The organism is Lentzea sp. NPDC037011 (assembly GCF_055607425.1).
In genome coordinates this window covers 70,322-82,908 of sequence record NZ_JBVJRT010000020.1, presented here as the reverse complement: position 1 = coordinate 82,908, position 12,587 = coordinate 70,322, and the positions used below count along the sequence as shown (strand labels likewise).

Here is a 12,587-nt window from a genome sequence, read left to right as displayed (position 1 = left end):
TGTAGCCTAACTAGAACACGTTCCAGTTTCTAGTGCAGTCCCGTTCCCGCTCCCAAATCCACCCGCGGGGCGTAACCCCCTGCCTTCCACGGCATCTGCAACAAGCGGGGTGGGGCTAGGGTTTGTGGAGTTGGACGGTCAGCTCCTTGCCTGGGTGCAGGAGAAGGGACACGGCCAGCGTTTCGCGTTCGACGAAATCGCGGTGCGTGTGAACGGCCGCCGCGACGTCCTCGGGTGCCGTCAGGACGACCTCGATGCGGTCGGAGACGTCGAACCCGGAGTCCTTGCGGGCCTGCTGCACCAGCCGGACCACGTCCCGCGCCAGGCCCTCCGCCTCCAGCTCCGGCGTGAGCGCGGTGTCGAGCGCGATCGTCACGCCCTGCTGCGCACCCACGACCCAACCGCTGCGCGGCGCCTCGGTGACCAGCACGTCATCCGGCGAGAGCGTGACGGACCCGGCCAGCTCGGCCGCACCCGTGGCGCGCAGGGCCTCCGCCAACGAGCGGGGGTCCGCGGCCGTGATCGCCGCCGCCACCTCCTGGGTGCGCTTGCCGAACCGCTTGCCCAGTACGCGGAAGTTCGGCCGCACCTCGATGTCGACCACCTCGCTCGCGGCGTCGAGCGGCAGCACGACCTTGACGTTGAGCTCGTCACCGACGTCGTCGAGCAGCTCCCGCGGCAACGGAACGCTGACCAGCGCGCGGCTCAACGGCTGGCGGATGCGCAGACCCGCGGACTTGCGCGCGGCACGGCCCAGCTCCGCGACCACGCGGGCACTCGCGACCTGCGCGGACAGCTCGGGGGAGACGCGGGCGGGATCGCTGACGGGCCACGTGGCCAGGTGCACCGAGTCCGCGGCGGCGGGGTCGTGCGGCCTGATCACCCGCTGCCAGACCTCCTCGGTGATGAACGGCACGAACGGCGCCAGCAGCCGGGTGAGCACCTCCAGGCACTCGTGCAGCGTCGCCAGCGCGTTCTCGTCGCCGCGCGAGAACCGTTGCCGCGACCGGCGCACGTACCAGTTCGACAGGTCGTCGACGAACCCGGCGAGCAACCGGCCGGCCTGCGCGGTGTCGTACTGCTCCATCGCAACGTCGACAGCGGCCACGAGCGCGTGCAGCTCGGAGAGCACCCACCGGTCGAGCACCGGCCGGTCGGAGCCTGCGGTCCACGTGGCACCCGAGGCGTGGAGGCTGAAGAACGAGGCGGTGTTCCAGTACGTCAGCAGCACCTTGCGCACGATCTCGTCCAGCGGCCCGGCACCGACGCGGCGTGCCGACCACGGTGAGCCCGAGCAGGCCATGAACCACCGCAACGCGTCCGCGCCATGCGTGTCCATCAACGGGATCGGCTCGATGATGTTGCCCAGGTGCTTGCTCATCTTGCGGCCGTCCTCGGCCAGGATGTGGCCCAGGCACACGACGTTCTCGTACGGCGACTTGCCGAACACCAGCGTGCCGATCGCCATCAGCGTGTAGAACCAGCCGCGGGTCTGGTCGATCGCCTCGCAGATGTACTGCGCCGGGTAGGTGGCCTCGAACGCCTCGACGCTGCCGGGCAGGTGCGGGTAGCCGAGCGAGGCGAACGGCATCGCACCCGAGTCGTACCAGGCGTCGATGACCTCCGGCACCCGCGTGGCCACCTCGCCGCAGTCCGGGCAGGCGAACGTGACCGCGTCCACGAACGGCCGGTGCGGGTCCAGTGTGGACAGATCAGCCCCGGCCAGCCGCCCCAGCTCCGCCCGCGAGCCCACGGCCGTGACGTGCCCGCCGTCGCAGCGCCACAGCGGCAGCGGCGTGCCCCAGTAGCGCGTCCGCGACAGCGCCCAGTCGACGTTGTTGACCAGCCAGTCGCCGTAGCGGCCGTGCTTGATGTGCTCGGGGAACCAGTTCGTCGCCTCGTTCTCCCGCAGCAGCTCCGCGCGCACCTCGGTCGTGCGGACGTACCACGACGGCTGCGCGTAATAGAGCAGCGGCCAGTGGCAACGCCAGCAGTGCGGGTACGGGTGCTCGAAGTCCTCGTAGCGGAACAGCCGGCCGGTCCGGCGCAGCTCCTCGACCAGCACGGGGTCGGCGTCCTTGAAGAACGTCCCGCCCACCAGCGGCACCTCTGCCAGGAACCGCCCGTCCCGCCCGACCGGGTTGACCAGCGGCAGCCCGTTCTCCCTCGCCACGGCCAGGTCCTCGGCGCCGAACGCCGGCGCCTGGTGCACCAGACCGGTGCCGTCGGTGGTCGTCACGTAGCCGGCGAGCACCACCCGGTGCGCGTCGGGGATGTCGATGAGCTCGAACGGCCGCTCGTACCGCAGCCCGGCCAGCTCCGCACCGGTGAGCGCCGCCAGCACCTCGGCGTCGCCGAGAACGGCCTCGACCCGCGGCTCGGCCACCACGAACACGCCGTCCCCGGTGCGCGCGACCACGTAGGTGACCTCCGGGTGCACGGCGACCGCGGTGTTGGACACCAGCGTCCACGGCGTCGTGGTCCAGATCAGCAGCTCGGCGCCGTCGATGCCGTGCAGCGGCTCGACGAGGGGGAGTCGCACGTAGGCGGACGGGTCCGTCACCGTCTCGTACCCCTGCGCCACCTCGTGGTCGGACAACGTGGTCTGGTCGTTCGCGCAGTACGGCGTGACCCGGAAGTCCTCGACCAACCGGCCGTCGGCGTGGATGCGCTGCAACGACCACCAGACGCTGTCGACGTACTCCGGCGTCATCGTCTCGTACGGGTGCGCCAGGTCGATCCAGTAGCCCATCCGCTCGGTGAGCTGCTCGAACGCGCCGACGTGCCGCAGCACGGACTCCCGGCAGTGCGCGTTGAACTCGGCGACGCCCATCCGCTCGACATCGGGCTTGCCGGACAGCCCGAGCTCCTTCTCGACCGCCAGCTCCACCGGCAGCCCGTGGCAGTCCCACCCGGCCCTGCGCGGCACCGAGCAGCCCTTCATCGTGCGGTAGCGCGGGAACACGTCCTTGAACACGCGCGCTTCGACGTGGTGTGTGCCCGGCATGCCGTTCGCGGTCGGTGGTCCCTCGTAGAACACCCACGCGGGCCCTTGGGCGGTCTGCTCGACGCTGCGGGCGAACACGTCGTTGTCCTGCCACCACCGGATGATCCGGCGGTCCAGGTCACCGAGGTCCACCTTGGACGGCAGCGGGCGGGCGTTCTCGCTCATGCCGGCCATGATCCTCCAGTCGCGCGGTCAGGCGCCGAGCGGCGTGCGGAGCTTCGCGGCCCTGGCTGCTCCGTACCTGGTGGTCAGCAGCTGGTCGACCAGCTGCTCGGAGGTCAGGCCCTCGCGGTTCTTCTGCTGGTTGAACGCCAGGTCGGAGAGGTCGAACAGGGCCGGCAGGTCGAACTTCCACACACCGTCCTCGAGGCCGAAGCCGATCATGCCCGACGCCTGCTCGCCCCGGACGGCGTAGCGGGCCAGCGCGACGCCGTTGTGGATCGTCGGCCGGCTCAGCGCGATGTCGCGGGCGTCGTCCGCGTTGACCAGACCCCGGTCGATGATCGTCTTCACGAGGTCCTGCGGCGAGCCGGTGCGCAGCACGGCGTGGTCGAGCTCGGCGCGCATCGCGTACGTGAGGAGGCGGGCGCTCGGCCGCTGGGTCGCGACCGTCTGCTCGGTGCCGGTGACCGCTTCCCGCCTGATCCCGTCGTAGATCTTGAAGGTGTTGCTCAGCAGCACGGGGAGGGCGGCGGCGCCGTCCTTGGTCAGCGCGGCTTCCCGGTAGGTCTCGAAGGCGGCGGAGATGGCCTGCGGATCACCGGCGGACGTCGGCACGGTCGTCGGCACGGTCGTCGGCGCGCCGCTGGACGCCCCGGTCGAAGGCGGTGCGGCGTCCGGAGCCGGGGTGGTGCAGGCGGCCGCTGCCAGGCACAGGACGGCCGCGATGAGTCGCTTCACGGGCGGAGCGTAGTCGACGAAGCAGGCCGGGACCGCCGGGTTTGACAACGCAGGCTAATGGCATTAGCTTTTGGCTAACGACATTAGCCGAGGCTCTGGAGAACAGCGTGACCGAGCACCTGGAGATCGACGGCAACACCCTCGCCTACGACCTGATCGGGCAGGGGCCGCTCGTCGTGCTCGCCCACGGCATCGGCGACAGCCGCCACTCCTACCGCTTCCTCGCCCCGGCACTGGCCGCGCAGGGGTACCGGGTGGCGAACGTCGACCTCCGCGGCTGCGGTGACTCCGGCGTCGGCTGGGACGGTTACAGCCGCACCGACATCGCGGGGGACCTGGTGGCCGTCATCCGCCACCTGGGCGGCCCGGCGGTGATCATCGGTCAGTCCATCAGCGGCGGTGCGGCCACGATCGCGGCCGCCACCGCGCCCGACGTCGTCGCCGGTGTCGTGGAGCTCGCGCCGTTCACCCGCGCGCAGTCCTTCGACGTGGGCGGGCTGCTGCGGGTGCGCCGCTTCCGCGCCGGGTACGCGCAGCTCGCGAAGGTCATGATCGCGGGCAGCCTGCCGGGCTGGACGAGGTACCTCGACCTCGCGGTGCCGGTGAAGCCGGCGGACTGGACCGTGGAGCTCGCGCGCATCGAGGCCAAGCTGGGCGAACCCGGCCGGATGGGGGTGTTGCAGGCCATGTGCAAGACCAGCCCCGCCGACGCCGGTGCGCGGCTGGCCGACGTCACCTGCCCGGTGCTCGTCGTCATGGGCGACGCCGACCCCGACTGGGCCGACCCGCGGGCCGAGGGGGAGAAGGTGCTCGCCGGCCTGCCCCGGGGTCGCGGCGAGCTGGCCGTCATCGAGGGCGCCGGCCACTACCCGCACGTGCAGACCCCGGACGAGGTCCTCGCGCTGTGCCTGCCGTTCCTGGTCGCGACGCTGGCGGACCGCCCCGCCGAGCTGGGTATGTCCGACACTAGCCAGGTGTAGGCTCCCTGCATGCCCATGCAGATGAAGGGCCCGTTGGCCGCGCTGGACCAGTGGCAGCCGGACCGGTGCTCGATCGCGCTGGCGCTGGACGTCATCGGCACGAAGTCGGCGGTCCTCCTGCTGCGCGAGGCCTTCTACGGCACGACGAGGTTCGACGCGTTCGTGCGGCGCGTGGGCATCACCGAGGCCGTCGCGGCCAAGCGCCTCAAGGAACTGGTCGCGGCCGGCGTGCTCGCCAAACGCCCGTACCGGGAGCCCGGCGCGCGCACGCGGTACGAGTACGTGCTGACCGACATGGGCAACGCGCTGCTGCCGGTGGTCGTCGCCCTCATGCAGTGGGGCGACACCTACCTGCGCGAGGACGGCCCGTTGCAGGTGGTGGCCGCCGAGACCGGCGAACCGGTGAGCGTGCACGTCGTCCCCTCCGGCGCCGGGTCGCTCACGCCGGAGGGGTTGCAGGTGCGGATCAACCGAGGAGCAGGCACGTCGTGACGGCGTGCGCGATCACGCGGCCAGAGGCGTCGGTGACGCGGCCCTCGGCCGTGGCGGTGCGGCGCCCGCTGGACACCACCCGGCCCTCGCACGTGAGCGTGCCGCTGCCGAGCGTGGCCGGACGGGTGAACTTGATCGTGAGGTCCAGCGAGGTGTAGCCGGTGCCCGCGGGCAGTCTGCTGTGCACCGCGCATCCGAGCGCGGTGTCGGCGAGCGTCGACAGGACACCGCCGTGCACCGAGCCGATCGGGTTGTAGTGCCACTCGGCCGGTGTCAGCTCGAACCGCGCGTAGCCGTCACCGATCTCGGCCATTCTCAGGCCGGTGGTCTCGGCGGCAGGGGGAGCGGGCAGGTCGCCGCTGCCGATCTTCTTGAGGAACTCGGCGCCGTCCAGCTCGCTCGCCGCCCGGGCGAGCAGCCGCGGGTCGCTCCAGCCGTAGGTGCGGGTCCGGTCCACCGTCAGACCCTCTCGATGATCGTCGCGTTGGCCAGTCCGCCCGCCTCGCACATGACCTGCAACCCGAACCGGCCGCCGGTCTGCTCCAGCGCGTTCAGCAACGTCGTCATCAGCCGCGCCCCGGACGCGCCCAGCGGGTGCCCGATCGCGATGGCGCCGCCGTTGACGTTGACCTTCGCCGGGTCCGCGCCGGTCTCCGCCTGCCACGCCAGCACGACCGGCGCGAACGCCTCGTTGACCTCGAACACGTCGATGTCGTTGATCGTGAGCCCGGCGCGGGCCAGCACCTTGTGCGTGGCGGGGATGATGCCGGTGAGCATGAGGACGGGGTCGTCGCCGGCGACGGCGAACGAGTGCACGCGGGCCCGTGGCCGCAGCCCGTGCCGCGCCGCCGCCTCCTCGCTGGTGAGCAGCACGGCCGCGGCGCCGTCGTTGACCGGTGAGCTGTTGCCGGCGGTGATCCGCCAGTCCAGCTCGGGGAACCGCGTCTCCCAGTGCTCTGCCCGGAACGCCGGTCGCAGCCCGGCCAGCACCTCGGCGGTCGTGTCGGGGCGGATCGTCTCGTCCACCGCCAGGTCGGTCACCGCCACGACCTGCGCGTCGAAGAGCCCGTCCTTCCACGCCGCGGCGGCCTTCTGGTGCGACTCGGCGGAGAACTCGTCGAGCCGCGCCCGCGACAGGCCCCACCTCCGCGCGATCAGCTCCGCGCTGATGCCCTGCGGCACCAGCCCCTCCGGGTAGCGCGCGGCGACCTTCGTCCCGAGGAAGTCCCTGCCCAGCGCCTGCGACCCGATCGGGACGCGGCTCATCGACTCGACCCCGGACGCGACCACCACGTCGTAGGCGCCGGCCAGCACCCCCTGCGCTGCGAAGTGCAGCGCCTGCTGGCTCGACCCGCACTGCCGGTCCACGGTCACGCCCGGCACCGACTCCGGGAACCCGGCCGCGAGCGCCGCCCACCGCGCCGTGTTGCCCGACTGCTCGCCGACCTGGCCGACGGCGCCGCTGATGACGTCGTCGACCGCGGCCGGGTCGAGCCCGGTGCGGTCGACGAGTGCCTTGAGGACCGCGCTGTGCAGGTCCACCGGGTGGATCTCGGAGTACGCGCCACCGGGCTTGCCCTTGGCCAGCGGGGTGCGGACGGCGTCGACGACGACAGCCTGACTAGTGGAAGGCATAGTCAGGACGCTACCCCCTGACTGTGCTCAAGCCAAGCCAGGTTGCGAGGGAAAACCGCTGTGCCGGATTTGGTTAGATCATCCCCGTGCGCCCGTTGCCGGGCGCGTGACTCCTGGGGGAAACAAGTTGAAGAAGCGCATTTGTGCTGCCGTCGTGGCGATCGCCGCCCTGGCCACGACCGCCTGCGGTGGTGAGCCGGCTGCGGCGCCGCCGGTCACGACGACCACCACGACGACGGCGCCGCCGACCGCGGCGGAGCTGGACCTGCGCGCCAAGGCGGCGATCGCCCCGCCCGGTGCGTTCGACGCCCTGGGCGGCAAGGTCGGGTCGAGCACACCCGCCACCGACACCGACCCCGGCCTGGAGGGCGAGCCGGTCACCTTCGTCTGCAAGACCAGTGAGCTGTTCGCCGACGGCATGTCGGTCTCGCGGACGCGCACCTGGGACGGGCGGGTGGACCTGTTCCAGCGGGTTCACGCCACGGCCGACCGCCCGGCGGCCACGCTGGTCGAGCGGGTGCGGACCTGGGCGCAGCAGTGCACCCAGTACCGCGGCGCCGACAAGATCAAGCTCGAGCTCCCGCTCACCAAGCCGCAGGGCGTCGACGACTTCTACGCCTACTGCGAGACGACCGAGGACCCCGCGCTCATCGACTGGTCGTGCCACGCGGTCATGGGCCGCGGCACGCTCATCACGGTCGTGGTGGCGTTCGGTCCCACGCAGGCGGCGGCCGAGGCGCAGCTGACCTCCGCGGTGCCGATCTTCGCGGAGACGTTCGCGAAGGCGTGACCGTGCGCGCCGGTGGTCCGCCACAGCGATGGCAGACCACCGGGTTGCGCAACGCTCACATCGAAACTGTCGCGCAGATCTCGCCTGCTCAACAGCCGCTAGCGCGGTGCCGTGCTCCATCCGGCCCTTGCTAAAACGTTAGCGCTCACAATCGTGGCAGATATCTGCCATCGGCTGCCCGCCCGCGCCCGGCGTGCTGGAAGGTGGCGGTGATCCGCGGGTGGCTCCCGGCCGGTTCGCGGGGTGAGCGAAGGGGAGAGCATGGGGAGCACAGCCGTGAACGCCGCGAGGTCGCTGGTCGCCCTCGCGGTGCTGGTGTCCGCCGCACTGCTGCCGGCCTCGGCAGGTCAGCTCCGCGCCTCCGCCGCCGTGCAGGAGACGTTCTACGTCGCACCGGACGGGAACGACTCCAACCCCGGCACGCTCACGGCGCCGTTCCGGACGCTGCCGCGTGCACGGGACGCCGTGCGCGCGGTGAACGCGAACATGTCCGGCGACATCCAGGTGTACCTGCGCGGCGGGAACTACCCGGTCACGAGCACCGTCGAGTTCACGCCGGGCGACTCGGGCACGAACGGCCACCGGGTCCTGTACTCCGCGTACCAGGACGAGGTGCCGGTGCTCAGCGGCGGCGTGCCGGTGACCGGCTGGACGCAGCACAGCGGCAACATCTGGAAGGCGCCGCTCAGCCGCGCGAACAAGCTGCGGGCGTTGTACGTCAACGACAAGCGCGCCTTCATGGCCACCAAGACGATCAGCTCGCAGGGCTGCTACGGCACCTACACCGTGACCGCAGGGCAGGCGCCGTGGGCGTGGGAGTCGGGCTCGCAGTGCGACGGCGCCCGCTACAACCCCGGCGACCTGCCCGCCATCACCCGCAACCCCGCCGACATCGAGATCGAGACCGCCACGACGTGGACGACGGCCATCGCCGGCGTCCGCCAGATCACCACGAGCAGCGACGGTGCGAGCCGGGTGGCGTTGTTCCAGCAGCCCGGCGGCGCCATCGCCCAGGGCGCGTTCAACGGCAACTTCCAGTCGGGCGGCAGCCACAAGTTCATGAACGCCTACGAGTTCCTCGACGCTCCGGGCGAGTTCTACTTCGACCGGTCGAGCCAGACGGTGTTCTACTACAAGGCCGACTCCGACAACATGGCGACCGCGTCGGTCTTCGCGCCCAACAACGTCTCGACGCTGCTGCGGATCGCGGGCACCTCCACGGCCAACCGCGCGCGCAACATCACGTTCTCGGGCATCACCGTGCAGCACTCGGACTGGAACCTGTTCACCGTGGCCGGGTCGTCGTTCAAGCAGGCCCAGCAGGGCAACCTCGGCAACACCGCCTACGCCAAGGGCAACTTCCACGTCTACTACTACCGCAACGTCGACACCGCACCCGGCGCCGTGCAGCTGGAGAACGCCGAAGGCATCGCGTTGCTGCGCAACAGGGTCCAGCACACCGGCGTCGACGGCATCAGCATGGTCAACGACGTGCTGAACACCCAGCTGGTCGGCAACGTCACCAACGACGTCGCCGGGTCGGCGATCGTCGTCGGCCACCCGCAGCACGTCTACATCGGCGACCACACCTCGTCCAACCGCGAGAAGTACACCGCCCAGGCCGAGGGCCTGCCGAAGAACATCGAGATCAAGAACAACTACCTCTACGACAGCGCGGTGCTGTTCAACGGCCACAGCCCGATCTCCGCCTACTTCGCGGACACGCTGACGGTGCAGCACAACCGCATCGAGAAGGCGCCGTGGAACGGCATCACGCTCGGCTGGGGCTGGTGGAACTTCGACGGCTCATCGGGTTCCATCGCCCCGAACCGGCCGACGACCACGGCCCGCAACAACACCGTCAGCCACAACCACATCATCGACACGGTGCAGCGGCTCAACGACACCGCGCCCATCTACACGCTGGGCAGCCAGCCGGGCACCACGATCACGGACAACTACCTGCAAGGCGTCCCGTCCGGGCACAAGTACGGCCTGCACCCGGACGAGGGGTCGGCCTTCATGACCTTCCGCGACAACGTGCTCAGCGTCGACAAGAACGTCACCTGGCTGGTCAACTCCGACGACTTCGGCCGCAAGCACGACCTGAGCATCACGCAGACCTACGGGCCGATCAACAAGGTCTCGCAGAAGGTCCTGCCCAACAGCACCATCCACGACATCCTGGTGTCCTCGGACTACGTGTGGCCGGCCGCGGCCTACGGCATCGCCGTGCGCTCCGGCCTGGAGGACGCCTACCGCGACATCGTCCCCGCCGCCAACCTCTCCCGGCCCGACTACGCGCTGCCCGCCAGCACGTTCGTCGGCGCGGGCACGGCCTCGATCCCGATCCGCAGCACCGGTGACGCGACCAGGACCGTGTGGCTGGCGCCTTCCGGCACCACGAACTTCGCGGTGGGACCGACGATGACCAGGGCCGGTGGCACGGCGACGACCATCGACGTCCCGGCCACCAACGGCGACTACCGGCTGTTCGTCGTGGACGCGCAGGGCGTGCGGTCAGCCGAGTCGAAGTCGCTGGTGCGGCGCCAGGGCGGCGGCAGCCAGCAGAGCGGCACGATCGTGGGCGGCCAGTCCGGCCGGTGCGTCGACATCAACGGCGCCAGCACGGCCAACGGTGCCGCGGCCCAGCTGTGGGACTGCCACGGCAACACCAACCAGCGCTTCACCCTCACCTCGGCCAAGCAGTTGCAGGTGTACGGCACCAAGTGCCTGGTCGCGAGCGGCGGCGGCACCGGCAACGGCACCGCGGTCGTGATCGGGGACTGCGCGAACCAGACCAGCCAGCAGTGGAACGTCAACGCGAACGGCACGATCACCGGCGTGCAGTCCGGGTTGTGCTTCGACGCCAACGGCGCGGCCACCGCGAACGGCACCAGGATCATCCTCTGGACCTGCAACGGTGCGGCGAACCAGCAGTGGAGCCTGCGTTCCTGACCGGCTCGAAGTGGCCCCTTACGCGGCGGCGTGGGGGGCCACCAGAGTGGCAGCCATGACGAGAGCACCGATCTTCGACGAAGAAGCCCGGTCGAACGGACGGCCCAGGTGACCACCGTCGAACAGCGGACGAGCCTGAAAGCCCCCGGAATCCTGCTCGGGGTGGGCCTCGGCGGGTTCGCCGACGGCATCCTGCTGCACCAGCTCCTGCAGTGGCACCACATGTTGAGCAGCACGAACACCGACAACGCCGGAATCGACTTCTACGACCCGGACACCGTCTCCGGGCTGCGGATGAACACCGCGTGGGACGGCATCTTCCACACGGTCTGCTGGCTGGCGGTCCTGCTGGGGCTGGCCGTCCTGCACTCCAGAGTCACCGAGAACCGGCGCGGGACGTGGACCTCCCGCGCGCTGTGGGGGTGGGTCCTGGTCGGCTGGGGCACGTTCAACCTCGTCGAGGGCGTGCTCGACCACCACCTCCTCGGCGTGCACCACGTGCGCGGCGGGCCGCACCAGCTGTGGTGGGACCTCGCGTTCCTGGCCCTGGGCGCGGTTCTGGTCGTGGGCGGCTATCTGCTGCAACGCAGTCGGCGTGACTCCTGATGGACCACCACGCTCACGGCCCGAGCATCGGCGCGTGGCTGCCCATCGTCCCGTTGTTGTCGTGCGCGGTCGTCTACCTGCTGCTCGTCGGCCGCGCTCGACGGTCGAACCCGGTCCTGGGGTGGAGCCCGTGGCGCACAGCCGGGTTCCTCGGCGGCATCGCCCTGCTGGCCGTCGCGTTGCTGCCGCCGGTCGCACCATGGGCACACACCGACTTCCGCGGCCACATGGCGCAGCACCTGCTGATCGGCATGTACGCGCCGTTGGCACTCGTGCTGAGCGCACCGGTCACACTGCTGCTGCGAACGCTGCCGGTCCGTGCGGCGCGTCGGCTCGTCGCGGTGCTGCACAGCCCGCCGGCACGTTTCGCGGTACGACCGGCGGTCGCGTTCCTGTTGAGCACCGGCAGTCTCGTGCCGCTCTACTTCACGTCGCTGTACAACGTGATCACCGCCGACCCGGCGGGGCACTGGCTGCTGCACGCGCACTTCCTCGCCGCCGGGCTGCTGTTCGCCCACGTGATCGCCGGCCCCGACCCCGCTCCGGCCCGACCCGGCGTCCGCACCCGGCTGGTCTACCTCGGTTGCGCCATCGCGGTGCACGCCGTGGTCTCCCAGCTGCTGTACGGCGGCTTCTGGACCCGGGTCGACGCACCCGCCGCCGAGGTCCGCACCGGTGCGGAGATCATGTACTACGGCGGTGACATCGCCGAGCTGCTGCTCGCCGCGATGATCACACCGCTGCTCGGCGAGCGCCGTGCCCGGCGGACGAACCACCCGATCCAGCGACTGTCCACTCGGGCGCGTCGGCTCGTCAGACGCGGCACTCCTCGACAGGCTGTCACGGCACAAAGACCGGAAAGCCTGAGAGGACCGACGTCTCGATGATCCGAATCGTGCCTGCGAAGGACCAGCAAGTGCGGGTGACCTGGGCGCTGCCCCGGCACGAGCCGTCAGGACCCGTCAGCGTGGTCGGCGACTTCAACGGCTGGACGCCGGGCGTGACCGAGCTGCGCGCCCGGTCCAACGGCCGCCGCACCGCCGCCGTCGTCGTCCCGCGGGGCACCACCCTGCGCTTCCGCTACCTCGGCTCCGACGGCCACTGGTTCGACGACGAGGACGCCGCCGCCCGCGACGACCACGGGTGCCTGATCACGGTCTGAGCCCGCGACCGGGCACCTTCGGCGTGACCGGCGCGCAGCCCTGACCGCCTCGTGAGG

At 70.8% G+C, this 12,587-nt stretch carries 11 protein-coding genes; 7 read left to right on the top strand and 4 right to left on the bottom strand.

The window, feature by feature from the left end; all coding sequences use genetic code 11:
• Nucleotides 1-115: 115 nt before the first annotated feature.
• Nucleotides 116-3,172: an isoleucine--tRNA ligase gene (ileS, locus tag ACZ7CH_RS38460; protein ID WP_470376196.1), complete on the bottom strand. Its 3,057-nt coding sequence runs from the start codon at nucleotides 3,170-3,172 to the stop codon at nucleotides 116-118.
• Nucleotides 3,173-3,199: 27 nt separating this feature from the next.
• Nucleotides 3,200-3,907: a hypothetical protein gene (locus tag ACZ7CH_RS38455; protein ID WP_470376195.1), complete on the bottom strand. Its 708-nt coding sequence runs from the start codon at nucleotides 3,905-3,907 to the stop codon at nucleotides 3,200-3,202.
• A gap of 107 nt (nucleotides 3,908-4,014) precedes the next feature.
• Here ACZ7CH_RS38455 and ACZ7CH_RS38450 point away from each other — a divergent pair, with 107 nt between their 5' ends.
• Nucleotides 4,015-4,887 carry an alpha/beta fold hydrolase gene (locus ACZ7CH_RS38450; protein ID WP_470376194.1) on the top strand — a complete coding sequence of 291 codons (873 nt, stop codon included), beginning with the start codon at nucleotides 4,015-4,017 and terminating at the stop codon, nucleotides 4,885-4,887.
• Nucleotides 4,888-4,896: 9 nt separating this feature from the next.
• Nucleotides 4,897-5,379 carry a winged helix-turn-helix transcriptional regulator gene (locus ACZ7CH_RS38445; RefSeq protein WP_470376193.1) on the top strand — a complete coding sequence of 161 codons (483 nt, stop codon included), beginning with the start codon at nucleotides 4,897-4,899 and terminating at the stop codon, nucleotides 5,377-5,379.
• Here the strand turns inward: ACZ7CH_RS38445 and ACZ7CH_RS38440 are convergent.
• Nucleotides 5,354-5,836, bottom strand: a complete 483-nt coding sequence (locus ACZ7CH_RS38440) for a PaaI family thioesterase (protein WP_360388569.1) — start codon at nucleotides 5,834-5,836, stop codon at nucleotides 5,354-5,356. The two genes, ACZ7CH_RS38445 and ACZ7CH_RS38440, sit on opposite strands and share 26 nt — an antisense overlap.
• 2 nt (nucleotides 5,837-5,838) lie before the next feature.
• Entirely contained in the window at nucleotides 5,839-7,014 is a 1,176-nt protein-coding gene (locus tag ACZ7CH_RS38435) for a thiolase family protein (RefSeq protein WP_470376192.1), read from the bottom strand.
• A gap of 127 nt (nucleotides 7,015-7,141) precedes the next feature.
• Between ACZ7CH_RS38435 and ACZ7CH_RS38430 the strand changes: the two genes are divergently transcribed.
• From ACZ7CH_RS38430 to ACZ7CH_RS38410, 5 genes are all read left to right on the top strand, one after another.
• Nucleotides 7,142-7,804, top strand: coding sequence for a hypothetical protein (locus tag ACZ7CH_RS38430; RefSeq protein WP_470372001.1), 663 nt, complete (start codon nucleotides 7,142-7,144; stop codon nucleotides 7,802-7,804).
• A gap of 261 nt (nucleotides 7,805-8,065) precedes the next feature.
• A complete protein-coding gene (locus ACZ7CH_RS38425; protein WP_360388561.1) occupies nucleotides 8,066-10,762 on the top strand; it encodes a ricin-type beta-trefoil lectin domain protein in 2,697 nt (898 codons plus the stop codon).
• Between the two features lie 108 nt (nucleotides 10,763-10,870).
• Nucleotides 10,871-11,368 carry a DUF2243 domain-containing protein gene (locus tag ACZ7CH_RS38420; RefSeq protein WP_360388558.1) on the top strand — a complete coding sequence of 166 codons (498 nt, stop codon included), beginning with the start codon at nucleotides 10,871-10,873 and terminating at the stop codon, nucleotides 11,366-11,368.
• Nucleotides 11,368-12,255: a cytochrome c oxidase assembly protein gene (locus ACZ7CH_RS38415; RefSeq protein ID WP_458432050.1), complete on the top strand. Its 888-nt coding sequence runs from the start codon at nucleotides 11,368-11,370 to the stop codon at nucleotides 12,253-12,255. Before ACZ7CH_RS38420 ends, ACZ7CH_RS38415 begins: the two co-directional genes overlap by 1 nt.
• An 8-nt stretch (nucleotides 12,256-12,263) precedes the next feature.
• Nucleotides 12,264-12,530, top strand: coding sequence for an early set domain-containing protein (locus ACZ7CH_RS38410; protein ID WP_458432051.1), 267 nt, complete (start codon nucleotides 12,264-12,266; stop codon nucleotides 12,528-12,530).
• The last annotated feature ends 57 nt before the right edge of the window (nucleotides 12,531-12,587 follow it).